This window comes from Arthrobacter sp. 7Tela_A1 (assembly GCF_049311065.1).
Classification (GTDB): Bacteria; Actinomycetota; Actinomycetes; order Actinomycetales; family Micrococcaceae; genus Arthrobacter_B.
In genome coordinates this window covers 41,775-66,200 of the sequence record NZ_JAXIOO010000006.1, presented here as the reverse complement: position 1 = coordinate 66,200, position 24,426 = coordinate 41,775, and the positions used below count along the sequence as shown (strand labels likewise).

Genomic DNA, 24,426 nt, shown 5'->3' with positions numbered 1-24,426 from the left:
GTTCACTCCCCTGCCTGCCGGCGGACCATCTCCGCAATCCAGACGGGTGCGTAGGGTGACGTACAGTTTGGCGGCGTTGGATAGTCCTTGAGCACTTCGAGCCGTTCACCGATGGCCATGGCGCGGGAGCGGAACTGGGGGTGGGCGATGCCGGTCTGGGCCAGGCAGGTGTTCATGGCCCACTGCAGCCGGTCCGGAGCGTCCTGCATCTCCGCCTCGATCGTGTCCAAAAGGGCTGGCAGGTCCAGGCCCTCAGGACTCTTGGAGACCCGCTCGCTGGTCAGGGCCCAGCCGGCACTGGCCACCACCGGATCCGGGTCCCTGAACCAGGCTCGGCGCAGGTCTTCGGCGTGCGGGCTCTTCCTGACGACGTAATTCACCAGCCAGTCCATCACCTTGGGGCTCCGGCACTCCCGCAGCATTGAGTCCAGCCCGTCCTGGTCGAAGGACTTCGGCCGGCAGATCAACAGCGACAGCAGCCGTGCCGCAGTGTCACCGGTATGCCAGAGCTGACGGGACAGCTCTGGCTGCGTTTTCAGCTCCTTGGCGACGGCGCGGAGTTTGCCGAGGTTCACACCGTGGTCATCACCGTGTCTCTCGTTGATCGCCCGCATCTTCGGGTCCTCCAAGGAGGCCAACTGGTCCATTACCTCGTTCACCGTGGTTCCGGTGCTTATTGCGGCCATGCTGCTGTTTCCTTTCACATCCAGTGGTTGGGTCCCGGGAGTTAGTTCGCCTTCTGCCACCGCCATGCTGAGCATCCGCCACGCTGCCAGCAGCGCCGCACCAAGGCAGGCTACCGCCGCAACCGCCGCAATGGCGTACGGGACGGCGAGGTGCGCGATCTGCGGATACGCTGCGGCGTACTCGCCCGCGAGGCTCGGCAGCAGCACTGTCTGCGACAACAGGGCCAAGAGTCCCAGGGCCGCCAGGACAAAACGGAGTGGCAGTGCTTCCCGCTCGGTCATAGCGCAATGCTCGTCAGGTCCGTTCGTGCTGTCAACCACACGTTTGTGGGGCTCCGCTCCTTCGCTCGAGCCCGCAACCTTCGGGGAGATAACGCTGGAAAGCAGCGTCCGGATTTAACCTTTGTGGAGATAACGCTGGAAAAACAGCCGCAATGGAGCGTTATCTCCCCAAACGTTTCGCGGAACCCGCTCCAAAGAGCGTCAAGTCACCGAAGGTTATTGTGCCCACCGTATTGCCTGCGATTTAGACGGCAGCAGGGTTTGGGTTAGGCGGCTGACACCGATTGCCGAGCCGCCGTTCCGTACCCTCCGACCGCCCTGTCAGAGTCTCTTCAACGCGGCAGCAAGGTACGGCGCCGTCCGCGAGGCTTCACAGGCAGCCACCTCGTCAGCGGTCCCGGCACAGATAATCCGGCCGCCGTCGTCGCCGCCTGCCGGTCCCATGTCGATCACCCAGTCAGCAGACGCCACCACGTTCATCGAGTGCTCCACCACGACGACGGTGTTGCCCGCATCCACCAGCCGGTTCAACTGTGCAAGCAGCAGCTGCACGTCCTGCGGGTGCAGGCCGGTGGTCGGCTCATCCAGCAGGTAGAGCGTGTGGCCGCGGCGTGCCCGCTGCAGCTCGGTGGCCAGCTTGATCCGCTGTGCTTCGCCGCCGGAGAGTTCCGTGGCGGGCTGGCCCAGGCGCAGGTAGCCAAGGCCGACGTCGAGCAGGGTGTTCAGGCTGCGCACCGCGGCCGGGACATCAGAGAGGAACTCAGTCGCGGTCTCCACCCGCATGGCCAGCACATCCGCGATGGACTTTCCGCGGTAGGTGATTTCGAGCGTTTCTTGGTTGTAGCGGGCTCCGTGGCACTGCGGGCAGGGGCCGTACGTGCCGGGGAGGAACAGGAGTTCGACGGCGAGGAACCCCTCACCCTGGCAGGTTTCACAGCGGCCGCCCGTGACGTTGAAGGAGAAGCGTCCGGCGGTGTAGCCGCGTGCCCGAGCCTCATCCGTGCCCGCATAGAGCTTCCGGACCGCATCGAACAGCCCCGTATAGGTGGCAAGGTTCGAGCGCGGGGTCCTGCCGATGGGACGCTGGTCCACCTTCACCAGGCGGTCCAAATGTTCAAGTCCGTTGATGCTGCGCACCTGAACCCTGGGATCGTCACCGCCCGCACCGGCGTCGTCATCCTCTTCCGGCGGTGCGCCGTTGACCTGGGTACCCACGGCTTCGGCAAGAACCTGGCTGACCAGGGTGGACTTTCCGGACCCGGATACCCCGGTGACGGCGGTCAGCACGCCAAGCGGAATATCGGCGTCGAGTTCATGCAGGTTGTGCCGCGAGATGCCCTTCAGGGAGAGCCAGCGCTCAGCGCGGCGCCGGGCCGGCTTGGTTTCCTCGGCTTCGCCGAAGAGGAAGGGCCGGGTGGCGCTCTCCGTCACCTCGGCCAGCCCGTCGACCGGACCGCTGTAGAGGACGGTGCCGCCGCCGTCGCCGGCCTGCGGACCGACGTCGACAATCCACTCGGCCCTGCGCACCACGTCCATGTTGTGCTCGACGACGAACACCGAGTTCCCCGCCTCCTTGAGTTCCTGCAGGACGGCCAGCAGCGGCTCGGCATCCGCCGGGTGCAGGCCCGCGGAGGGTTCGTCCAGGACATAGACGACGCCGAACAGTCCGGACCGCAGCTGGGTGGCGATGCGCAGCCGCTGCATCTCGCCGGGTGAGAGCGTGGGTGTGGCGCGGGACAGGCTGAGGTAACCCAGGCCCAGGGAGATCAGGATCTCGAGCCGGGACAGCAGGTCGCGGGTGATGGTGACGGCAACCTCGGTGTCCTCGTTCGAGGCCGCGGACCGGGACGCGGTACCCGCTTCCTTGAGCTCCGCCGTCGGCCGGATGATTTCCGCGAGCTCGCCCAGGGTCGCTCCGTTGAGTTCGGCGATGTTGCGGCCGGCGAAGGTAACAGCCAGTGCCTCCGGGCGAAGGCCCGCTCCACCACAGACCGGGCACGGGCCGGAGACCATGTATTCCAAGACCCGTTCGCGCATCTTCGCGCTGCCCGAATCCGCCAACGTGTGCAGCACGTAGCTGCGCGCGCTCCAGAACCGTCCCTTATAGGGCTTGGCCACGCGGTCGCGCTGCGGGGTGATAGTGACCACCGGCTGTTCCTCGGTGAAAAGGATCCAGTCCCGGTCTTTCTTCGGCAGCTTCCGCCAGGGCACATCGACGTCGTAACCCAGATGGATCAGAATGTCCCGCAGGTTCTTGCCCTGCCAGGCACCCGGCCAGGCAGCAATGGCGCCGTCCCGGATGCTCAGGTTCGGGTCCGGGACCAGGGATTCCTCGGTCACGGTGTGCGCGATGCCCAGGCCGGAACATTCACGACACGCCCCGGCGGCAGTGTTGGGCGAGAAGGCGTCCGAGTCCAGGCTGCCCGGCGCAGCATCGGCCGGATAGGTGCCGCCGCGGGAAAAGAGCATCCGCATGGAGTTGGACAGCGTGGTCAGCGTACCCACGGTGGAGCGTGAGCTGGCGGTACCGCGGCGCTGCTGGAGGGCGACGGCGGGCGGCAGGCCTGTAATGGCCTCCACCTTGGGATTGTGGCCCTGGGAAATCAGGCGGCGGGCATAGGGTGCCACCGATTCGAAGTACCGCTTCTGTGCCTCTGCGTAGATGGTGCCGAACGCCAGCGAGGACTTGCCGGAACCGGAGATGCCGGTGAAGGCAACGATTGCATCGCGGGGAATGTCGACGTCTACGCTGCGCAGGTTGTTTTCCTGGGCGCCCCGGACACGGACCATGCCGTTCCCGGAGGGACCGGGGGCAGGGCTGGGAGCGGACTTGACAGCAGGTTGAGTGCTCACCCATCGACGCTAACAGGACACATGCTCCCGGGCACGGAATAGGTCCCGGGTTTCACCAACGGCGTGATCACCGCCCCAGCAGATAGGTCGGAGCCTGTGAAGGACCCGTTGGAGCACGTCCTGTCCAGTGAAGCGGGTGGCCCTGGGCGATGCAGAGCTGCGCGGAACATCGTGCCGGTGGCTGTACAACCAGCTCCTGCGCTGATTGAGTACCGGATATGGCATCCCGAAGCAGCTCCGACGTCTGGCGGGCTGTGCACGAGGAACGCCGCGCCCTTCTCAGAGACCTCGATGGCCTGCCGGACGACGCCTGGCACACGCCGTCACTGTGTCCCGGGTGGACTGTCCATGACGTCCTCGCACATCTGGTGGACACGGCCCTGACCACCCGGACGGGATTCCTGCACAGCATGATCACGGCCCGCTTCGACTTTGACCGCAGTAACGCTGCCGGAGTCCGGAAGCACCGGGGAAACAGCCCGGCTGAAACCCTGGAGGCTTTTCGCTCCGTTCAGCACCGGACCAGCGGCCCGCCGGCACCTCCCGCCACGCGCCTGGTGGAGGCGGTGGTGCATGGGGAGGACATCCGGCGGCCGCTGGACCTTGTCCGCCGGTATCCCGCTGAGCCTGTGCTCGCGGCGCTGCGGCATCAGCTAAAGACGTCGGTGAAGGTCGGCGGCGGCAGGGAGCTGGCGGACGGGCTGCGGCTGATTGCGTCCGACGCGGCTTTCGAACATGGCACCGGAGACGAGGTACGCGGACCCGCCGTGGCACTCCTGCTGGCGGTGTCCGGCCGCCCGGTCCGGGCAGGCGAGCTCGACGGCGACGGCGCCGCGGTTCTGCGGCTGATGCAGGCATGATGGCTTGCACGGACCCCATCCCCTTCGGCGGCAACTCCCACTAACATGACAACCGTAAGTTTGCTGATGGTCAAAGACTGAGGAGGACTCGTGGACGACAAGAATGAGAAGGATCCGAAAAGCGAACCTTCGAATCCGTTGGAGAACGCCGCCGACAACCTCATGCAAAACCTGGGAGAACAGGTACCGGACGGCAGCGGAAGCCAGGACCGGTCGGACCCGCGCACCGAGGTCCATTCAAACCTCGCGCAGGGCCTGAACGCAGATAACGAGGGTTTCCGCGCCGAACATAAGGACCGTTAGCCTGCCTTCGCCGTGCAGACCGACCGTGAGCCCAGCGACCTGCGGCACGAAGCCGGACACAAGATGCTAGTCGTAGAAATGCATCAGCTTCCAGCGGCCGCCCAGCTCGGCCTGCAGCTGGTCCTTCAGGTCGGCAGATAGTGCTCTGATGTCGGGTTCCAGATACACGTCACCGAAAATTACCGCAAAGGAGCATACAGAGAGCGAGGAGCTGATCTCCCACTCTCCCCACAGCGCGTGCCAGGCACAGTTGGGGCAGGTGAGACTGGGTTCCACCCGGCTCTCGAACCAATCCACGGCCAGGGGAAGCGTGTCGTCAAAGTCATTTTCGTTGCCGCATTGCGGGCACACCGGCCCCAGGGGGCCGCCGCCAGGAAAATACAGCTCGTGCCCGGCAACGAAGGAGATGGCAAAGTGTTTGATCGGGGGCAGCAGCTCCCGAAGGCGCGGCCCCAGGGCATCCGCAGGATGCTTGGAATACAAGTAGTCACAGGCGTTCGGATCCGGGGAACTCCAGCCGTTGGCACGGAACCACGTCCGCACTTCCCGCATGCGCTCGTCAGCACTGGAATTCTCCACTGACAGGTCCAGCAGCATTTCCCGGTGTTCCCCCATAGCCCACACCCTAATACAGCCGGACGGCCCAGGGGCGGGTACCCGCCCCCAGTGGCCCGGGCAAATCCACTCGTCCAAGGTGCTCCCCGCGCCATCGACGACGCAAGCGTGTGGGGGGGGGCTCAGTCCCGCCGGCAACCGCATTCATCCGATAGGTTGGGCCGCATGACTTTGACCGTGGCAGACGCCCTGTCCCTCAGCGGGCGCGAGTGGGTGTGGACGGATCTGCACTGGGGAAACCGGCAAGAGAGCGCACTTGAGGTGGCTGTCCGGATCCTGCCGACCCTGCAGCTGCTCCGGGGCCGGTTCCCGGCAGATGAGGCGCGGTGGCTGATCCGCGCTGGGAGAACCTCCGGGTTGATGAGGCAGCAGCCCGTTCCGGAGGATCCCGTCGAACTGGCAGCGCTGATCGAAAGTCCGCGCCAAAAAGATGCCCCTGACGGGCTATCAATGTGCGGGACGCTGGAGGCGCGCTACAGCCTGTATAAGGGCGACGATCCCGAAACCGGGACAATCTTCGAGTTCACGGCTGAAGCAGGTGCGGGACACAACCGAATTTCGCTCCGACTCCCCGACGGGTTCCGCCTCGGCACCCCTGAAGAAGCGGCAGAATGGTTCCGCGGGCTGATCGGCATCTGGCAACCGGCATTCGCCGCCGTGGGATCCACCGCTGTCACGGCCGCGGTGGTGGACCGGGGAGTGCAGCTGGAGAAGCACTTCCTTCGGAAGTTTCCCGTCGGATACCTCAACTGGTTTTCACTGGCCTCTTACGGGCGCCCGCCCTTTCCTCTCGAGCAGCAGCGCGAGTATTCGGCAGGAACGCTGGTAGCCGTCAGTGAATGGACAACCACCGCTGCCGTCGACCTCAGCGTTGAATTGGAGGCCCAGGGACTGCTGCACTGGCCGTCCTGGGACACGCCGAACCCAAGCCCAATCACGGACTGAGGAACCCGTCAAACGACGCTGCGGACCCGGTATAGAGTGCGCCTGCGGCATCAACAGAAGAGGCCGGCGGGCCCGGTCCCGGACCCACCGGCCGTCCCAAGGCGACAGGGACAAAGAACTAGAACAGAGCAACCTTCGGCGTCTGCGGGAAGATCCGGTCCAGCTCTTCCAGGTCCTTCTCCGAAGGCACCCATGACGCAGCTTCAGCGTTCTGCTGCACCTGCTCGGGCTTGGTCGCCCCGGCAATGACCGAAGAAACCGAAGGACGGGAAGCGAGCCAGGAGAACGCAACCTGGACCTCGGTCAGCCCGCGGTCGCTGGCAAAGTCGCCGAACTCACGCAGCTGGTCAAAGTCAGCGCTCTGCAGCAGGTTGGTGCGGGAGTGGGTCAGGCGGCTGCCTTCGGGGGCCTGGCCGGAGCTGTACTTGCCGGTCAGCAGGCCGTTGGCCAGCGGGAAGTACGGCAGCACGCCCAGCCCATAGGCTTCTGCGGCAGGGGTGACTTCCAGCTCAGCCCGGCGGTCCAGCAGGTTGTAGTGGTTCTGTGCCGAGATAAAACGCGTCGTTCCCTTGATCCGTGCCGTGAACTCAGCTTCGGCAATCTGCCAGCCGCTGCGGTTCGAGTGCCCGATGTACCGCACCTTGCCGCTGGTCACGAGGTCATCCAGGGCGGCGAGGGTTTCATCAATCGGCGTGAGCGGGTCCGGAGTGTGGAACTGGTAGAGGTCGATCCAGTCCGTGCCCAGCCGGCGGAGGGACGCCTCGGCCGCCGTCACGATGTAGCGCCGGGAGCCGCGTGCGCCGAAGTCGGGCCCGTTGGCCCCCTGCATGTCCATGCCGAACTTCGTCGCGACGACGACGTCGGCCCGGCGCGATCCGAGGGCTTTGCCCAACCGGATTTCGCTGAGGCCCGGCTCAGCGCCGTACGTGTCCGCAGTATCGAACAGGGTAATGCCGGCGTCCACCGCGGCATGCACGACGGCGTCGGTTCCCTCCTGGGATTCGGTGGCGGTACCTGACCGGCCGAGGTTGTTGCAGCCGAGCCCGACAGTCGAAACGGTGAGGCCGGAAGTGCCAAGTCTGTTATAGGTGGTCATCCTGCCACGCTATCAACAGCACGCGTTCTATCGCTGGAACAACAAGCTAGGCGCCGAAAAGACTCATCCCGTTGGGGCTCGGCGGTTTGTCGGTCTCCAGGATGTACTGGACGGGGATGGGCCCGGTGGGCAGCAGTCCCGTGTACACGTTCTCGCGGCGGCGGCGCGTAGGGTGGATGCCGCTGTCCTGGACGCTGCGGGAGAACAGTGTCGTCGAAACCGGTTCGAGCCCGGCCTGTTCGCACCAGATGATGTACATCCCGTACAGGTCCGCGGCAGGCGTGGCGTCGGACTCGTCCAAACCGGTAATAGTGCATTCGCGCAGGAAATCCTCAACGCGGTCCCCGGGTGTGTGTGCCATATTTTCGACCCTAGGCACGCATTTGCCGGTTGGGAAGAGTCCGCCGCTGAACTTTATCCTTCCTGCAGCAAATGGTCCTCGAAGCTCAGCGGAGCCACCCCGGTGAGCACGGCGACGTCGTCACTTATCTGCGCGAGTTCACCCGTGGCTATGGCTGCATAGCTGGTGGCCCAGGCCACCGCCTGCCAGTCACTGGCTCCCGCACGGCGCCTGGACTCAACTGCTTCATCCAGCGATTCGGCGTGGTAGGTGATGTCTTCTCCGGTGACACGGGACAGGATTTCGGCTACCTGTTCCATGGTGATCGCCTGCGGTCCGGTGAGGGTATAGATCCGGTCCTCATGGTCCCGCGGCGAAGTGAGGATCCGGGCCGCGGAACGGGCGACGTCGCTGCGGGCCACCGGTGCGAACTTTCCGTCGGCAGCGGGGCCGCGGATGACGCCGTCGCGCCCTGCGAAGGACGGCAGGATGTCCTGGTAGAAGCAGTTCCTCAGGAAGGTGTACTTCAGGCCGTTCGCCTTGATGTACTCCTCGGTGTCCCAATGGTCCCGTCCCAGGGTGAACACGTCATGGGGTGCCGCGCCCATGAAGGACGTGTAGACCACGTGCTGGACGCCCGCCTCCTTCGCCGCATCAAGAAAAGTCCGCTGGTCCTGGGCGCGGTACGGGTTCTCCGCGGCGGAAACCATGAAGAGTGTCTTCACGCCTTGGAGCGCGCGCTCGGCATGCTCCCTGTCCGCGTAGGAGGTGGCGAAAACCGGAGTGCCGGGCAGATGCGGCATCCTGGCTGTGTGGCGCCCCAGGAGCCGCTGCGGAACGCCCGCTTCAGCCAGCAGGCGCGCCACCATGCCGCCGAGCGCACCGGTGGCTCCGGTGACGGCGAGTTCAGGGAGGTCGTTTGGCATGGACGCCACCTTCTTTCCTTGCCCGCCGGGCCGTGCGGGGCTTACTTGATCTTTGGAATCTGTCCTGTTGGTGCCGGCTGACCTGGAAGCGGTCGGGCAAACGGAACCTTGGTGCCCAGCACCTGTCCGACGACGTCACTTGCCACCTGGCGGGCAGTCAGTCCCACCCTTTCCAGGACCTCTGCACGGGTGCCGTGGTCCAGGAATTCGGCAGGCAGGCCCACCTCGTTCAGGGCGGTGTCCACTCCGGCAGCGCGCATTTCCTGGCGGATTCGTGAACCCACTCCGCCGGCACGCACACCGTCCTCGATCACAATGACGATCCGGTGCTCTGCGGCCAGCCGGATGATCGAACGCGGGACGGGCAGTACCCAGCGCGGGTCAACCACGGTGGAGCTGATGCCCTGCGCACCCAGGCGGTCGGCCACGTCAAGTGCCATCTCTGCCATGGCGCCAACGCTGACGATCAGGACGTCGTTGCGGCTGTCGCCGGATGGCCGCCGTGCCAGGATGTCCACGCCGTCTTCGGTCCGGTCCTCGGCATCGACATCGGGTCCGACCGTTCCCTTGGAGAAACGCACCACGCTGGGAGCATCGGAGATGGCGACTGCCTCGCGCAGCTCTTCCTTCAGCCTCGTGGCGTCTCGCGGAGCGGCAAGGTGCAGGCCGGGGACGATCTGCAGCATGGACATGTCCCACATGCCGTGGTGGCTGGCACCGTCGGGTCCGGTCACACCGGCACGGTCCAGGACGATGGTGACGCCGGCCTTGTGCAGCGCGACGTCCATCAGCAACTGGTCAAAGGCACGGTTCAGGAACGTCGCGTAGAGCGCCACGACGGGATGCAGGCCGCCGTAGGCCATGCCGGCAGCAGAGGTAAGGGCGTGCTGCTCGGCAATGCCGACGTCGAACACCCGTTCCGGATGCTTCTCCGCCATGCGGTGCAGTCCCACCGGGATCAGCATGGCGCCGGTGATGCCGACAATGTCCTTGCGCTCATCGGCAATGTCGGCGATTTCGGTGGCGAAGACGGAGGTCCAGGACTGTTTTCCGCCGGCGGAAACCGGCGCACCCGTCTCCGGATCAATGACGCCGACGGCGTGGAACTGGTCCTCCACGTGGGCGCGGGCAGGAGCGTAACCGTGGCCCTTCTCGGTGATGGCATGCACGATCACCGGTCCGCCAAAGTTCTTGGCCTTGACCAGCGCCTGCTCCACCGCTGCAAGATCATGGCCGTCGATCGGTCCGACGTACTTCATGCCGAGGTCTTCGAAGAGGCCCTGCGGAGCCCACCAGTCCTTGACGCCCTTCTTGGCCGCATGGAGGCTGTGGTAGGCAAACCGGCCGACCGGTCCCCCGCTCTGCAGCCGCCCCTTCCACCAGTCCATGGTGTTTTCATACATCTGGTGCGTGCGTACGGCGTCGATGGTCGGGCGCAGCGATGCGAGGTAATCCGCAACACCGCCGATCGTCGGAGCGTAGGACCGGCCGTTGTCATTGACGACGATCACCACGCGCCTGCGCTGGTCAGCAGCAATGTTGTTCAGTGCTTCCCACGCCATGCCGCCGGTCAGGGCGCCGTCGCCCACCATGACAACGGTGTACCGGTCGCCTTCGCCGGTGAGCTGCCGGGCACGGGAGATCCCGTCCGCCCAGGACAGCGAGGAGGAGGCGTGGGAGCTTTCCACGATGTCGTGCACGGATTCGGCACGCGATGGGTAACCGGACAGGCCGCCCTGCTGGCGCAGCGTGGAGAAATCCTGCCGGCCGGTGAGGATCTTGTGGACATAGGACTGGTGGCCCGTGTCAAACACGATGCTGTCCCGGGGCGAGTCGAAGACCCGGTGGATGCCCATGGTCAGTTCCACAACGCCGAGGTTGGGCCCAAGATGCCCTCCGGTCTGGGCAACATTGGTGATCAGGAAGGAACGAATCTCCCCTGCCAGTGCCGAGAGCTGCGCGTCACTCAGCTTGCTGAGGTCCTGCGGATCACGGATGGTTTCCAGAAGTCCCAAAAGGGCGCCTCCCTTGCGTCATAGGCAACGGGCAAACGCACCGTTACAACGTTTAACTCTAACGCCTGCGCAGGGCCGGATGATTCCTCCGGAAGGCAAAACGCCCCGTTTCCCCGGTCCGATTTCTCGGAACGCGGGCAAACGGGGCGTTGCGCCTCAGCGGGCTGCTGTGCCTACTTCGCCGAAATCTGGCGAAGTACGTACTGCAGGATGCCGCCGTTGCGGTAGTAGTCAGCCTCACCCGGGGTATCGATGCGCAGGACCGCATCGAAGGTGATGGCCTCACCGTTCTCCGGCACCGCGGTGACCTTGACGGTCTTCGGGGTAGTGCCGTTGTTCAGTTCGGTGACACCTTCAACCGAGAAGGTCTCGGTACCGGTCAGGCCCAGGGACTCGGCGTTCACGCCGGCCGGGTACTGCAGCGGAAGGACGCCCATGCCAATGAGGTTGGAGCGGTGGATGCGCTCGTAGCTCTCGGCGATGACTGCCTTGACGCCCAGCAGTGCGGTGCCCTTGGCAGCCCAGTCACGCGAGGAGCCCGAACCGTATTCCTTGCCGGCCAGGACAACCAGCGGAGTGCCGGCAGCCTGGTAGTTCATCGCGGCATCGTAAACAGCAGCCTGCGGTGCGTCGGCCTGGGTGAAGTCGCGGGTGAAGCCGCCTTCAACGCCGTCGAGCAGCTGGTTCTTGATGCGGATGTTGGCGAACGTGCCGCGGATCATGACTTCGTGGTTTCCACGGCGTGAACCGTAGGAGTTGAAGTCCTTGCGGGCCACACCGTGCTCCAGCAGGTACTTGCCTGCAGGGGTGTCGGACTTGAAGGATCCGGCCGGGGAAATGTGGTCGGTGGTGACCGAATCGCCCAGCTTCAGCAGCACGCGGGCACCTTCGATGTTGGTGACGGGCTCGGGCTGCGCCTTCATGCCCTCGAAGTACGGGGGCTTCCGGACGTACGTGGACTCCGAATCCCATTCGAAGGTTGCACCTTCGGGGGTGGGCAGGGACTTCCAGCGGTCGTCGCCTTCGAAGATGGTGCCGTAGCTGTCAGTGAACATCTTCTTGTCGATGGAGGCATCGATGATTTCCTGGACCTCGACCGGGTTCGGCCAGATGTCCTTCAGGAAGATGTCGTTGCCTTCAGCGTCCTGGCCCAGGGCGTCGTTCTCGAAGTCGAAGTCCATGGAACCGGCCAGTGCGTAGGCCACTACCAGCGGCGGGGAAGCCAGGTAGTTCATCTTCACGTCCGGGTTGATGCGGCCTTCGAAGTTGCGGTTGCCGGAGAGCACTGCGGTAACCGCGAGGTCGGCTTCGTTGATCGCCGTGGAGATCTCGTCTTCCAGCGGACCGGAGTTGCCGATGCAGGTGGCGCAGCCGTAACCGACAACGAAGAAGCCGAGCTTCTCCAGATACGGGATCAGGCCGGACTTCTCGTAGTAGTCGGTAACTACCTTGGAACCCGGTGCGATCGATGTCTTGACCCACGGCTGGGCAACGAGGCCCTTTTCGACGGCGTTGCGGGCCAGCACGGCAGCGGCCATCATGACCGACGGGTTGGACGTGTTGGTGCAGGAGGTGATCGAGGCGATCGTCACGGCACCGTGGTCCAGCTCGAAGCTGCGGCCGTCCGGCATGGTGACGGGCACCTTGTTGACCGAGCGCTCAGCGGGAGCATCGGATTCCTTGACCAGGTCGTGCTGGACGTCCTTGATCTTGGTGCTGCCTTCGGCGAAGGACGGAGCGTCCGAAGCGGGGAAGGTTTCTTCCAGTGCTTCATCGACGGTGCCGTTCTGGGCCTCTACGGTCTCGTGGACGTAGTTCTTCAGGTCGGCACGGAACTGCTGCTTGGCGTTCGTGAGCTCCACGCGGTCCTGCGGACGCTTCGGGCCGGCGATCGAGGGAACCACGGTGGACAGGTCCAGCTCGAGGTACTCGGAGTACTTGACCTCGTTGGAAGGATCGTGCCAGAGGCCCTGTTCCTTGGCGTAGGCCTCTACGAGGGCTACGTTCTCCTCGGAGCGGCCAGTGAGGCGGAGGTAGTCCAGGGTCACGTCGTCGATCGGGAAGATCGCGGCGGTGGAACCGAACTCGGGGCTCATGTTGCCGATGGTGGCGCGGTTGGCCAGCGGCACGGAGGCAACGCCCTCGCCGTAGAACTCCACGAACTTGCCGACGACGCCGTGCTTGCGCAGCATCTCGGTGATGGTCAGGACGACGTCGGTGGCGGTGGCGCCGGCCGGGATCTCACCGGTGAGCTTGAAGCCGACAACGCGCGGGATCAGCATGGAGACGGGCTGGCCGAGCATTGCTGCTTCGGCTTCGATGCCGCCAACGCCCCAGCCGAGCACGCCCAGGCCGTTGACCATGGTGGTGTGGGAGTCGGTGCCGACGCAGGTGTCCGGGTAAGCGCGCAGGACGCCGTCAACTTCGCGGGTCATAACCGTGCGGGCCAGGTACTCGATGTTGACCTGGTGGACAATGCCCATTCCCGGGGGGACAACCTTGAAGTCGTCGAATGCGGTCTGGCCCCAGCGCAGGAACTGGTAACGCTCGCCGTTGCGCTGGTATTCGATTTCCATGTTGCGCTCGAGTGCGCCGGCGTTGCCAAAGGCATCGATCTGCACGGAGTGGTCGATGACCATTTCCGCCGGAGCCAGCGGGTTGACGCGCTTGGGATCGCCGCCGAGATCGGCAACAGCTTCACGCATGGTCGCAAGGTCAACGATGCAGGGAACACCGGTGAAGTCCTGCATGATCACGCGGGCAGGCGTGAACTGGATTTCGGTGCTGGGCTCTGCATTGGCATCCCACTGGGCCAGGGCACGGACGTGGTCCGCGGTGATGTTGGCACCGTCTTCGGTACGCAGCAGGTTCTCCAGCAGGACCTTGAGGCTGAACGGAAGGCTCTGGGCGCCTTCGACGGAATTCAGCCGGAAAATTTCATATTCGTTTCCGTTGACGTCAAGGACGCCTTTGGATCCGAAGCTGTCCACATTACTCATAACAGGACTCCTCTCGCCACCGTTTTATCTTTGTCCAGTGATCCGCCGCACGCTAGTTAGGTTTTCCTAACTGACAGGGCTGAAGAGGGCCGGCCGGAGAATGGTGGGTGATTCCCCGGGCGGACGGTCCCTTGCCGCGGAAATACTCCTCATCGGGATCCCTGCGGCCCGGAGCCGGACAACTACTCCCCATCCTAGCCGGATGCCGGTTCCGTGGGCCTGTGCACCGCGCCGGGATGGAACATTACGCTCGCCACATCCCGGCCCGGACGCACCTACGGCTTGCGCAGCACTGCGAAGGACTCCATGTGGTGGGTGTGCGGGTAGAGGTCGAAAACGCGCAGTGCGTCCAGTTCCCACCCTGCCTCGCGGAACCAGGCCAGGTCGCGTGCGAACGACGCGGGGTCACAGGAAATGTAGCCGACCGCCCGCGGCGATGCCGCATCGATCTGCTCGACGACGGTGCGGCCGGCTCCGGCGCGCGGCGGGTCCAGGAGCACGACGTCGAAGCCGCCTTCGCGGGTACGGAGCACCTTGTCCACGCGGCCCTGGGCCACCTCCACCTGGGGAGAGGAGAACAGGTTCTTGCGTGCATCCCTGCTTGCCCCCGGAGAGCCCTCCACGGAGAGCACATGCCCGGTTTCCCCGGCAGCGTCGGCCAGGGGTGCGGTAAAGAGCCCGGCACCAGCGAACAGGTCCGCTATCCGTTCCCCGGGCTGGATCTGCAGTCCGTCACGGATTGCGGAGGTCAGGGCGAGGGGCGCACTGCGGTGGATCTGCCAGAAACCGGCACCGGTGACGCGGAAGTCGTGCCCCGCGGCGTTCTCCCGGACCCAGGTCCGGCCGCGAAGCCGGGTGAGGTCGTGGGATTCGGGATCCCAGGAGGCAACGGAAACTGTTTCTCCGGCGCCCGGATCGGCTGCCGTTCCAATCTCGGACGCGATGCGGGCCAGCGTCCTTGGATGCGTACCAGGTGAAGGAATGAGGAGTACCAGCGGTGCCCCGCCAACGGCCGGCGCCGCGACCTCGACGCGATCGGTGCCGGTAAAGTCGACGTCCCACAGCTTCAGGGAATTGATGGCGCCGGTGGCCAGCGGCATTTCCTGGACGGGGATCAGTTCATCGGAGCGGTGCGGGTGCATCGCCAGCTTGCCGCCCGGAGCGACCGAAAAGCTGGCACGCGTGCGCCAGCCCAGTCCGCCGTCGTCCTCCCCCGGTGCGGCTTCGACGGTGACCTCGCGCTGGAGCCCGCCCAGGCGCTGAAGCTGCTCGGCAAAGATCGCCGCCTTGATCCGGCGCTGCTCTTCGAGGGCAATGTGGCCGAACTCTGCTCCGCCGACGGGGAGGCGGCCGCGCGCCCCTGCCCGCAGCGCATCGGCAGGAGCCCAGAAGTGCTCCACCCGGTGCGGGGACGCTTCAAGGACCTCGACGGTGTCCGCCCGCCAGAACTTCGCCTTGTCCCCCGCCTCTGTCAGGCGGGCCCGCACCAGCTCCCCGGGCAGGGCATGGCGGACAAAAACAACGCGTCCCTCATGCCGGGCAACAAAGTGCCCGCCGTGGGCGGCGGGACCGATGCGCAGTTCAAGGTCCGCGGACTGGGAGTCTTCAGGGGGGAGGGTGTTTTGGGACATGATGCGTTCGGACTTCCGTGTTGGTGCTAAAACACCATCACACCACGTTTTAAGGACCGGGCAGGACTAAGCTGTCCCTTGGCCCAAAACGGGACGGCAGCGACGGGCGGATCCCGCCGGGAACAGAGGTAGGAACAAGGTGGCCCATTACGTGATCATGGGATGCGGCAGGGTCGGTGCCATGCTGGCACACACCCTGGACAACGCAGGCCATTCAGTGGCCGTCATCGACCAGGACCCGCGCGCGTTCCGGCGGCTGCGGCCCACGTTCTCGGGCCGGCAGGTCACGGGAGTCGGATTCGACCGCACCACCCTGGCCCAGGCCGGCATCGAAGAGGCCTACGCCTTCGCGGCGGTTTCCAGCGGAGACAACTCCAACATCCTCTCCACCCGCGTTGCGAGGGAGACCTTCCACGTGCCCCACGTCGTCGCACGCATCTATGACCCGGGGCGTGCCGAAATCTACCAGCGCCTGGGAATCCCCACGGTTGCGGCCGTCCGCTGGAGTGCGGACCAGGTCCTCCGGCGGATCCTGCCCGAGCAAAGCATTAACGGGGATTTCCGCGAATCCTCGGGCCGGCTCATTCTCGGTGAACTGGCACTGGACCCTTCCTGGCTGGGCCGTCCCCTGCACGCCGTGGAGACTGCGGCCGGTGTCCGGATCGCGTATTTGACCCGCTTCGGCGAAGGCATCCTTCCCCGGCCGGACACGAGTTACCAGCAGGGTGACGTCCTGCACGCCATGATGAACGTCGAGCGCACCGCTGAAATCAGCCGGGTGCTGTCCCAGCCGCCCGAAAAGGAGAACCAGTGAAAGTCGTCATTGCCGGTGCAGGGTCCGTGGGCTCCTCGATTGCCAAGGAACTGCTTTCACACGGGCACGATGTGCTCCTCATCGACGAGAAACCCGAGACTGAGGGCCGCAGCGGACTCGGCGGTGCCCGGTGGCTGATCGGTGATGCCTGTGAGCTCACTACCCTGAAGGACGCCAAGCTCGACGAGGCCGACGTGATGGTCTCCGCTACCGGTGATGACAAGGTGAACCTGGTCGTCTCCCTGCTCGCCAAGACCGAATTCGGTGTGGCGCGGACGGTGGGGCGGGTCAACAACCCGAAGAACGACTGGATGTTCGACGACTCCTGGGGTGTGGATGTCGCCGTGAATACGCCGCGCCTGATGACCGCCCTGGTGGAGGAAGCAGTAGAGGTCGGCGACCTGGTGCGGCTGCTGACCCTGCAGACCGGAGTTTCCTCGATGGTCGAGTTCACGGTTCCTGCGGCGTCTCCCATGGCGGGCGCGCGGGTCGGATCGGTGCCCTGGCCCCAGGATTCGACCCTGGTGGCGATCCTGCGCGACGACGCGCCGATCACCCCCAGCAGCGACGACGTGATCGAGGACGGAGACGAACTCTTCTTCGTCACCACCATCGCCGCGGAAGACGAACTGCGGGCCCTGCTGGCGCCGTCGTCCTAGGCTGCGGGTTCCCCGCTCCCGGCAGGCAGCGGACGGGAGACCATCCACGCCAGCCACAGGCCCAGCGCGTACAGCGGTACGCCCATCGCCAGGCGCATCGTGCCCAGCGCCGCGACGTTGTCCGCCAGGTAGAGGGGCAGCTGCACGGCCAGGCGCAGGGCGAACACCGAGATGATGATCCAGGTGGCCAGGGAATAGGCACGCAGCCGCTTCTTCTCGCTGCGCCAGGACAGATTCTCGCCCCTGATGAAGCCGAACAACAGTCCGGCCACTGGCCACTTCACCAAAACCGAGACCACGAATGCCAGGATGTAGGCGCCGTTCAGGTAAAAGCCGGGAAGGAAGTAGGTGGTGCCGCTCCCGCTCCGTAGGGCGAAGACGGCACAGATGGCGACGCCGATGACGCCGGTCAGCGACTGCACCAGCGGACGCTTCTGGATCAGGTTGGCAACGGCGAACGCGCCGGCGGCGGCTACCGCAGCCCCGAGGGACAGATAAAGCCCCTGCGTGACGGTGTACAGCAGCGTGAAGAGGAGCCCCGGAAGGATGGCCTCAGCCAGTCCGCGGAAACCGCCGACAGACTTCAAGACGTCGATCTGGCCGTCTTCGCCCCGTTCGACGCCGGAGCGGGCAGCATACGCACCGGCCAGCTCACTCATCGAAGGCTCGGGCGCCTCGCGGCCCTCGCCTGCAGAATCGCGGCTCGTGTTCATTGCGCACCTTCCGGACGTCCGATGATTTCGTAGCGGGGGTTGAAGACGGTGGGGATCCCGTTGACGGGGCTCACCATGCCCTCGAAGGCAACCTGCGTTCCGGCAACAATCCCGGGGATCCGCCGCTGGCCGACCCAAATGAGCCGGACACGCCTTCGCGCCACGGAGGCCGAGGGGTCCCGGTAGGCGCCCTGGAGTTCACCAAGCACAGCCGTGAACCGGGGCGGATCGTCCGCCGGAGCCAGGGTCACCGATTCGACGTAGCCGCTGCTGTGCACCCGCCCGCGGTCCGGAAGACCGCTGATCCTCCTCCTCGGGGAGGCACCGGCAACGGCAGGCATGCGCTTAGCCAATGGTCGTGATTTCCGGTCCGCGCTCCGGCGGACCGGGTTTGGCTGCGTCCTCACCGCGTGCGGGCAGCGGAGAAGCATCGCGCGGCAGGGTCAGCTGCAGCAGGTCCCGCGGCGGCAGCGGTGCATCTCCGCGGACCACGACGACGTTGCGGAAGACGTCTTCCAGCGGCGCGGCGGCGTCGGGGTTCATGGCAGCCGGACCGCCGAAGACTCCGCGCAGGAACCACCGCGGCCCGTCCACGCCCACAAACCGTGCAACCCGGTAGCCCTTGGAACCGTCCTTGGCCTGGGCCGGGACCCGGGCGAGCAGTTCGTTTCCCAGCCGTCCGGTAAGTTCGTCCGCGGTGCCGCCCTGGGAGGACACGGACTGCACAATCTGGCTCCGGATCTCATCCCAGAGTCCTTCGGACTTCGGAGCGGCAAAGGCCTGGAGCTGAAGGCTGGAGCCGTCGAGGTCAAGGGTCACGGCGACCACGCGTTTAGTCTTCTCTTCGACTTCCAGGCGGAGCGCAAGGCCCTGCGTGGCAGCGATCCGGAGTGCGCCCAGGTCGACGTAGCCCTCTTCCGAGGGACGGTCTGCCACGTCGAACGGCCCGTGCTCCGGGGCTCCGGCTGTCTCTTCGGCGCCGTTGTCCGTGCTCTCTGCTTCGGGCACGAATTCGGATTCCGCCCTGTCTTTCCTGCGGCGTCCAAATACCATCGCCTGGTCCTCTTTCCTGATCTGGTGCCGGACGGTACGCCCGGGATAGTGCGGCCTAGGCCGGTGCCGTGCCGAATCCGCCGGTGGAACCGAAACCGCCCGCTCCGCGGACGGAATCGGAGAGCTCGGACACGGTCTCGAATTCAGCCGTCTCCACCCGCTGGATGACCATCTGCGCAATCCGGTCGCCGCGCTTGAGCTTGATCGGCTCCGACACATCGGTATTTAACAGTGTGACGGAAATTTCCCCCCGGTAGCCTGCGTCCACGGTTCCCGGCGCGTTGACGATGGTCAGGCCGTGCTTGGTGGCCAGTCCGGACCGGGGATGGATCAGGGCAACGAAGCCGAACGGAAGTGCGATGGCAACCCCCGTGGGCACCAGCCGCCTCTCTCCCGGCGCCAGTTCGACATCCTCCCGGGCACGCAGGTCCGCTCCGGCGTCGCCGGGGTGTGCATACGACGGCGCTTCGAGCCCGTCGTCGAGCATTTTCAGCTGGACTTTCACGCTGGGTACTGCATCCTGCACAACGGTCTCCGCGGTTTCGTTTGGTGGGGTATGGCAAAAAGACGGCACCTGGTGCGGCGCCAACCCCACTTTAGCGCGTGGCCGGTTGGGTATTGTCCCGGCGCGCACAGGCTCCGGCAGCCGGGACGCCAAGATGAAAACGCACCCCAAAGATGGGAAGCTGAAGGTATGTCGAGCCCCGTTTCCCAGACCCCGTCCCAAACTGTCCTGTATTCGGAGCGGCTGCTTCCGGCACTGTGGATCTGGCTGGTGGTGGCAGGCATCTCCGGAACGTTTGTCCTGGCCTTCATCCCCATCAGCCTGACCGTCGGGATTGTGGTTGCCGTGGTGGCCGCGCTGGTACTGGCTGCCCTGCTGCTGATGTCGACGCCGCGAATCCGTGTCACGCCCGAGACCCTGCAGGTGGGGCGTGCGGAGATTGAACGCCGCTGGATCGGCGAGGTGGCCGGCTTCCGCGGGGAGGACGCCACCCAGCAGCGCGGACCGGCGATGAACGCCACGGCGTACCTGTGCATCCGCGGCTGGATCAGCCCGGTCGTGAGAATCGAGATCACCGATCCGGCAGACCGGACGCCGTACTGGCTCACGTCCACACGCCACCCCGAGAAACTCGTCGAGGCACTGCAGCAGACCTCCCGCTGACCCCGGGGCGCTCAGCCTTCGCAGTCCACGCAGTAGGAGAGGCCGTCCTTTTCCTTGGCGATCTGCGACCTGTGGCGCACCAGGAAGCAGGACGCACAGGTAAATTCGTCTGACTGCGCGGGGAGCACCCGCACCATCAGCTCCTCCCCTGAGAGATCCGCCCCAGGGAGTTCGAAGCTGTCCGCCGCTTCTGCTTCATCCTCATCCACGACGGCGGACTGGGTGTTGGTCCGGCGGGTCTTCAGCTCATCGATCGATTCTTCGCTGGCTTCCTCGTCGGCCTTGCGCGGCGCGTCATAATCTGTCGCCATAATCGTCATCTCTCACCATCGGTGTCGGTGTTGCACGGGTAATGCCGGCCGCCGGGCTGTGCGGATTCATGGTCCGGGCAGCAGGAGTGCGGCTCGGAGTAATCAACGCCGCGGACGCCCGGTTTGTGCCCGCCGAGGAAAGATTTTTGTCCACTTTCAGCGAATTAGCCACAGCGCAGGTTCCGCGGCACTGCCGGCGGGCCAAGAATCACGCCCCCGAGGGTCCCGGATCCGCGCCACACCGGGCCAAACGATAGGATTTCAGGGGCCAGGATGGCATTGTTTCAACAAGGAGTTGCTATCGATAGCGAGGATTTTTTCATGCAGGATCTACGGCTCGTGGGTATCCATGAGGGCGGCGAACATCTGCTGTTGAGCGGACGGGGCGGAGAAACCTTCCGTCTTCGCATTGACGAAGCCCTGCGTGTTGCTGCTTCCAAGCCCGCACGCCGGGCAGGGCAGCCGGCCGAACCCGAGACGGGTCCGACCATGACTCCGCGCGACATCCAGGCCCGCATCCGCGCCGGAGCAAGCGCGGAAGAGGTCGCGGAGCTCTCCGGACACGACCTTGCGCACATCCGCCGCTATGAAGGGCCGGTACTGGCTGAACGCGAGTACATTGCCCGCCAGGCCCAGGCCGTGGAAGTTGCCGCGCCCATGTCGGCAGCCCAGGACAGCCACCGCTCCGCTTTCGGCGACTCCCCCGTAAACCTCGGCGACATGGTTATCCACCGGCTCCGTGCCTTCGGCGTGGATCCTGACACCGTAGAGTGGGACTCCTGGCGCCGCCCCGAAGGTACCTGGGATGTTGTGGCCCGGTTCAGCCTCGGTGAGCAGTCCCGCGTCTCGGTCGGCGAGGAACCGCCCGCGCGCTGGTCCTACAACCCCCTGCGCCGGCAAGTGACGAACGCCAACCGCTGGGCTCAACTCCTCAGCGAACTTGCCCCTGTGGACTCCCCTGTCCCCGCACGCCGGCTCTCCGCCGTCGCGGACCGTGTCTTCGACTTCGAGATTGATACGGCGCCAGAGGAGCCGGAAAACGTCTCTGAAGAAGAGACCGATGAGCTGTTGAACGTGCTGCGCTCACGGCGCGGCCAGCGGCTCGGCACGGATGAAGACGGCGACGACGCGCTGGCAGCACTCCTGGCCAAGGGGAGCATTCCCGCAGCCCATCCGCGGGATGGACAGGCAGAACTCGAAGACGAGGCGCTCTCGCGTCCGCGCACCGGGCGCCTGAGCCTGGCTCCGGCAGCAGTCGAAGCTGCAGGGGACGACGACGCTTCTGCGGACGAAACACCGGCGGAAGCCGCTGATCCCCTGCACCTGGATCAGGGCATCAGCACTTCCACCCGTGAGATCAGCATCCTGGCCCGGCCGCTCCGCGGCGCACGCCGTGACACCTCCGAAAAGTCGGATCCGCCCCGCGAGGTCCCGGCGGAGAAAGAACCGGACACGGCGCCCGAAGCCAAGGAACCCATCACCGAACGCCGGATCAAGCCCAAGCGCTCTTCGGTGCCCAGCTGGGACGAAATCGTCTTCGGCACCAAGGGCGACTAGCACCCGTCCCCGCTAGCTGCGGGGAACCTCCACGGCGCAAATGTCGGGATCCTCACCCATGCCGGCGGCGCGTGCGGCCTGCTGGGCGCCCATCCTGCGCATGTAGTGGCGGCGGCAGAGCGTCTCATATCCAACAACCGGCGGCGCTCCGGCTTCCTCCGGAGCAAACAGTGCTTCTGGGCCCGGCTCCGCTGAGCGCTTGTCGACATCGCCGACAACGACCTGGTCACCGGTCACGACCATCACGCCGTCTACCGTGCGGGCATTGTGCGTGGCACGCCGGCCGCACCAGCAGAGTGCACGTACCTGCAGCACCTCGATCCGGTCGGCGAGCTCGATCAGCCGCCGGGACCCGGGAAAGAGCCGCGTACGGAAATCCGTGGCGATGCCGAACGCGAAGACATCAATCCCCATTTCGTCGACGATCCGGGCCAGCTGCTCCACCTGCTCTTCGCTGTAGAACTGGGCTTCGTCGCAAATCAGGTAGTCAACCCGCTCCCCCGTGCCGAGGCGGCCGCTGACTTCGTCCCAGAAGTCCGTGCTGTCCCGCACCTCGACGGCGCGGGTCTTCAGGCCCAGCCGGCTTGAGATCATGGAGTTGCCGGCACGGTCGTTGCGGCTGAAAAGGATTCCTCCGCGGCCGCGGGCACTGTGGTTGTAGTCCATCTGCAGGGCCAGCGTGGACTTGCCGCAGTCCATGGTCCCGGAGAAGAAAACGAGCTCAGCCATAACCTATTTCCGCCCGCCCTTAGCCGGCCGCGCCAGCGTCAGGAGCGGGACTTCGCGCTCGGCACGTGTCAGGGAGCCGTGCTGGCCCACCATTTGCAGGGCTGACGGGCTGGCCCGCCGGGTGTCGTATAGGGCAATCGGTTCGCGCGCGGCTATCAGCAGGTCGCCGATCCGCGGCAGGACCTCCGGGCGCACCGGACCGAACAGCCCGGCTTCCACGGCCTGCGCCCGGGTCAGGATCCAGGCGCGGCTTCCAAAGGACTTCTGCCATGCAGCAGCAAGCCGGTCCACCGTCCCCGCCGGGGCGTCCGGTTCCAGGTGCAGCTGCACCATCCGCGGATCGCCCGCAGTGTGGCGCACGCCGTCCACGAGCGCGGGGTCAGCTGCGAAGTCGATCCGGTCCTGCGGCGCGGCGTCCACCATGCCGTGGTCGGCCGTCAGCAGCACCAGCGTGTCCGAAGGCACCTTGGACGTGAAGCGTTTGAGTGCGGAGTCGATTTCTTCCAGCGTGCCGCCCCACTCGGAGGACTGGGCCCCGTGGCGGTGGCCGGTCTTGTCCAGCTCATTGAAGTAGAAGTACATCAGCATGCGCTTCGCGGAGCCGAGCTCTTCCGCCGCAGCCTGGACCCGCGCGTGGATCCCGGTTCCGGAAACGTAGGAGCCGCCGCGCAGGGCAGCCCTGGTCATGGCCGAATCAGCGAAGCGCGGCAGGCTGACAGTGGTCACCGGAAGGTGTTCGGCCGCTCGCTCCAGCACCGTGGGAAAGGGCTGCCACCGCACTGGATCTACACCGGCATCCCAGTTGCCGAGCATGTTCACTACTTTGTCCTGGCCAGGATCGAAGACGTCGTAACCCACCATGCCGTGCTGGCCCGGGGCTAGTCCCGTACCGAAGGACGCCAGGGAGGCCGCCGTGGTGGTCGGAAAGGCAGCCGTCAGGGTCCGGCCGGAGTCCAGCAGGGAGCGCAGGAACGGTGCATGGCCGGCCCGCTGTTTGAGCAGGCTGCGGCCGAGACCGTCCACCATGACCACGCAGACGCGGCGGGCCGGGGGAAGCTCCAAGGTGTTGGTGAACCCGGGAACCTGCAGGGCGGCCGCGGCGCTGGTGAGGACCTCAGCAACGGAACTTTGCCCGTAGCCGGGGGCTTTGGGAAGCGGTTCAGCGGGCACGGATGCGGACTCCATGCCCCTTACCGCTGGTGGTGTCCGCGGTTGAACCGGCTGCCGATGCCGGGCATGCGCTGCCGGTCGACTGCCGTGTCCAGCGTGCGCATGTTGATGGTGTCGGTGTTGACCTTGCGCAGCGCGCGGGCAAAGGCCTTGGCGTTCTGCACGGCCTGGATTCCGTCGGCTTCGGCGCTGACCCGCAGGACGATGTCTTCCTGGGCGATGGTGCCGGTGTACCCGTGGTCAGCCTCGCACTGGGGATCCGCACAGCCGGCCGGACCCATGTCCAGCCGCTGGCCGCCGGACCATGCGATGGCCAGGGTCAGTTCGCGGGCCTGGTCGGACGGCTTGTAGTTCTGCGGCTGGGAGTACATGTACCCCAGCACGACAGAGCGGATCTGGGTTACCGGAACGGACTCCGTGGAGACCTGGGCCATCATCTGCTCGCCCTCTTCATCCAGCTGCTGGTCGTCCACGTGGGTGATCACCAGCATGTCGTCGGTGAGCACCAGCACGGTGATGTGCCGGTGGACCTCGGTGCGGTCGAAGTGGGTTTCAAGATGGATGAGGTGGGACAGGGGTTCGCGGCCGTCGAGGGCATCGTGCACCACATCGGCGAGGAGCGTGGGGTAGAAGCCGGCACGTTCGATTGAGGCGTCAAGGCTGCGGCGTTCGGCTGAGAGTAGCGGCGACATGGTTCCAGT

Annotated in this window: 24 protein-coding genes; 7 read left to right on the top strand and 17 right to left on the bottom strand. The window is 65.6% G+C overall.

Annotated features, from left to right (window positions below; genetic code table 11):
* Positions 1–2: 2 nt before the first annotated feature.
* Both TVB01_RS04130 and uvrA read right to left on the bottom strand, forming a co-directional pair.
* Entirely contained in the window at positions 3–686 is a 684-nt protein-coding gene (locus TVB01_RS04130; protein ID WP_422454447.1) for a DNA alkylation repair protein, read from the bottom strand.
* A gap of 603 nt (positions 687–1,289) precedes the next feature.
* A complete protein-coding gene (uvrA, locus tag TVB01_RS04125; RefSeq protein WP_422454445.1) occupies positions 1,290–3,758 on the bottom strand; it encodes an excinuclease ABC subunit UvrA in 2,469 nt (822 codons plus the stop codon).
* A 281-nt stretch (positions 3,759–4,039) separates the two neighbouring features.
* Between uvrA and TVB01_RS04120 the strand changes: the two genes are divergently transcribed.
* Together TVB01_RS04120 and TVB01_RS04115 are read left to right on the top strand one after the other, a co-directional pair.
* Positions 4,040–4,681, top strand: coding sequence for a maleylpyruvate isomerase family mycothiol-dependent enzyme (locus TVB01_RS04120; RefSeq protein WP_422454341.1), 642 nt, complete (start codon positions 4,040–4,042; stop codon positions 4,679–4,681).
* A 90-nt stretch (positions 4,682–4,771) separates the two neighbouring features.
* Positions 4,772–4,984 (top strand): hypothetical protein, encoded by a 213-nt coding sequence (locus TVB01_RS04115; protein ID WP_422454340.1) that lies wholly within the window; start codon positions 4,772–4,774, stop codon positions 4,982–4,984.
* Between the two features lie 66 nt (positions 4,985–5,050).
* Here the strand turns inward: TVB01_RS04115 and TVB01_RS04110 are convergent, their stop codons facing one another.
* Positions 5,051–5,599: a hypothetical protein gene (locus TVB01_RS04110; protein WP_422454338.1), complete on the bottom strand. Its 549-nt coding sequence runs from the start codon at positions 5,597–5,599 to the stop codon at positions 5,051–5,053.
* 165 nt (positions 5,600–5,764) lie between these two features.
* Between TVB01_RS04110 and TVB01_RS04105 the strand changes: the two genes are divergently transcribed.
* Entirely contained in the window at positions 5,765–6,544 is a 780-nt protein-coding gene (locus TVB01_RS04105) for a hypothetical protein (RefSeq protein ID WP_422454337.1), read from the top strand.
* 118 nt (positions 6,545–6,662) lie between these two features.
* On the opposite strand, the gene TVB01_RS04100 is transcribed toward TVB01_RS04105, so the two are convergent.
* From TVB01_RS04100 to TVB01_RS04075, 6 genes are all read right to left on the bottom strand, one after another.
* On the bottom strand, positions 6,663–7,640 hold the full coding sequence (locus tag TVB01_RS04100) for an aldo/keto reductase (protein ID WP_422454335.1): 978 nt from the start codon (positions 7,638–7,640) through the stop codon (positions 6,663–6,665).
* 46 nt (positions 7,641–7,686) lie between these two features.
* The gene (locus TVB01_RS04095) at positions 7,687–8,001 is read right to left on the bottom strand and encodes a primase-like DNA-binding domain-containing protein (RefSeq protein ID WP_422454333.1); all 315 of its coding nucleotides are present in this window, start codon (positions 7,999–8,001) and stop codon (positions 7,687–7,689) included.
* Positions 8,002–8,054: 53 nt separating this feature from the next.
* The gene (locus TVB01_RS04090; RefSeq protein WP_422454332.1) at positions 8,055–8,906 is read right to left on the bottom strand and encodes an SDR family oxidoreductase; all 852 of its coding nucleotides are present in this window, start codon (positions 8,904–8,906) and stop codon (positions 8,055–8,057) included.
* Positions 8,907–8,947: 41 nt separating this feature from the next.
* Positions 8,948–10,921 carry a 1-deoxy-D-xylulose-5-phosphate synthase gene (gene dxs / locus TVB01_RS04085; RefSeq protein WP_422454330.1) on the bottom strand — a complete coding sequence of 658 codons (1,974 nt, stop codon included), beginning with the start codon at positions 10,919–10,921 and terminating at the stop codon, positions 8,948–8,950.
* Between the two features lie 173 nt (positions 10,922–11,094).
* Positions 11,095–13,920, bottom strand: coding sequence for an aconitate hydratase (locus TVB01_RS04080; protein WP_422454329.1), 2,826 nt, complete (start codon positions 13,918–13,920; stop codon positions 11,095–11,097).
* Between the two features lie 275 nt (positions 13,921–14,195).
* Complete coding sequence (locus TVB01_RS04075; protein ID WP_422454327.1) at positions 14,196–15,551, bottom strand: class I SAM-dependent RNA methyltransferase; 1,356 nt, start codon at positions 15,549–15,551, stop codon at positions 14,196–14,198.
* Between the two features lie 139 nt (positions 15,552–15,690).
* Between TVB01_RS04075 and TVB01_RS04070 the strand changes: the two genes are divergently transcribed.
* Complete coding sequence (locus TVB01_RS04070; RefSeq protein WP_422454325.1) at positions 15,691–16,365, top strand: potassium channel family protein; 675 nt, start codon at positions 15,691–15,693, stop codon at positions 16,363–16,365.
* Positions 16,362–17,024 carry a potassium channel family protein gene (locus TVB01_RS04065; protein WP_422454323.1) on the top strand — a complete coding sequence of 221 codons (663 nt, stop codon included), beginning with the start codon at positions 16,362–16,364 and terminating at the stop codon, positions 17,022–17,024. Before TVB01_RS04070 ends, TVB01_RS04065 begins: the two co-directional genes overlap by 4 nt.
* Here TVB01_RS04065 and TVB01_RS04060 read toward each other — a convergent pair.
* The 4 genes from TVB01_RS04060 to dut are packed head-to-tail and all read right to left on the bottom strand — an operon-like array spanning position 17,021 to position 19,316.
* Complete coding sequence (locus TVB01_RS04060) at positions 17,021–17,737, bottom strand: DUF3159 domain-containing protein (RefSeq protein WP_422454322.1); 717 nt, start codon at positions 17,735–17,737, stop codon at positions 17,021–17,023. The two genes, TVB01_RS04065 and TVB01_RS04060, sit on opposite strands and share 4 nt — an antisense overlap.
* Positions 17,734–18,078 carry a hypothetical protein gene (locus TVB01_RS04055; RefSeq protein ID WP_422454320.1) on the bottom strand — a complete coding sequence of 115 codons (345 nt, stop codon included), beginning with the start codon at positions 18,076–18,078 and terminating at the stop codon, positions 17,734–17,736. Before TVB01_RS04055 ends, TVB01_RS04060 begins: the two co-directional genes overlap by 4 nt.
* A gap of 4 nt (positions 18,079–18,082) precedes the next feature.
* Positions 18,083–18,790 (bottom strand): DUF3710 domain-containing protein, encoded by a 708-nt coding sequence (locus TVB01_RS04050; RefSeq protein ID WP_422454319.1) that lies wholly within the window; start codon positions 18,788–18,790, stop codon positions 18,083–18,085.
* 55 nt (positions 18,791–18,845) lie between these two features.
* Complete coding sequence (gene dut / locus TVB01_RS04045) at positions 18,846–19,316, bottom strand: dUTP diphosphatase (RefSeq protein ID WP_422454317.1); 471 nt, start codon at positions 19,314–19,316, stop codon at positions 18,846–18,848.
* A 168-nt stretch (positions 19,317–19,484) separates the two neighbouring features.
* Here dut and TVB01_RS04040 point away from each other — a divergent pair, with 168 nt between their 5' ends.
* Positions 19,485–19,958 (top strand): DUF3093 domain-containing protein, encoded by a 474-nt coding sequence (locus TVB01_RS04040; RefSeq protein ID WP_422454315.1) that lies wholly within the window; start codon positions 19,485–19,487, stop codon positions 19,956–19,958.
* A gap of 11 nt (positions 19,959–19,969) precedes the next feature.
* Here the strand turns inward: TVB01_RS04040 and TVB01_RS04035 are convergent, their stop codons facing one another.
* Positions 19,970–20,269 carry a DUF4193 domain-containing protein gene (locus tag TVB01_RS04035; RefSeq protein WP_422454313.1) on the bottom strand — a complete coding sequence of 100 codons (300 nt, stop codon included), beginning with the start codon at positions 20,267–20,269 and terminating at the stop codon, positions 19,970–19,972.
* A gap of 321 nt (positions 20,270–20,590) precedes the next feature.
* Between TVB01_RS04035 and sepH the strand changes: the two genes are divergently transcribed.
* A complete protein-coding gene (gene sepH, locus TVB01_RS04030) occupies positions 20,591–21,826 on the top strand; it encodes a septation protein SepH (RefSeq protein WP_422454311.1) in 1,236 nt (411 codons plus the stop codon).
* Positions 21,827–21,838: 12 nt separating this feature from the next.
* Here the strand turns inward: sepH and TVB01_RS04025 are convergent, their stop codons facing one another.
* Genes TVB01_RS04025 through TVB01_RS04015 form a run of 3 tightly spaced genes read right to left on the bottom strand, consistent with a single transcriptional unit; the run spans position 21,839 to position 24,417 of the window.
* Complete coding sequence (locus tag TVB01_RS04025) at positions 21,839–22,555, bottom strand: thymidine kinase (RefSeq protein WP_422454309.1); 717 nt, start codon at positions 22,553–22,555, stop codon at positions 21,839–21,841.
* Between the two features lie 3 nt (positions 22,556–22,558).
* Complete coding sequence (locus tag TVB01_RS04020; RefSeq protein ID WP_422454308.1) at positions 22,559–23,740, bottom strand: alkaline phosphatase family protein; 1,182 nt, start codon at positions 23,738–23,740, stop codon at positions 22,559–22,561.
* Positions 23,741–23,745: 5 nt separating this feature from the next.
* Positions 23,746–24,417 carry a DUF5998 family protein gene (locus TVB01_RS04015; RefSeq protein ID WP_227897059.1) on the bottom strand — a complete coding sequence of 224 codons (672 nt, stop codon included), beginning with the start codon at positions 24,415–24,417 and terminating at the stop codon, positions 23,746–23,748.
* Positions 24,418–24,426: the final 9 nt, after the last annotated feature.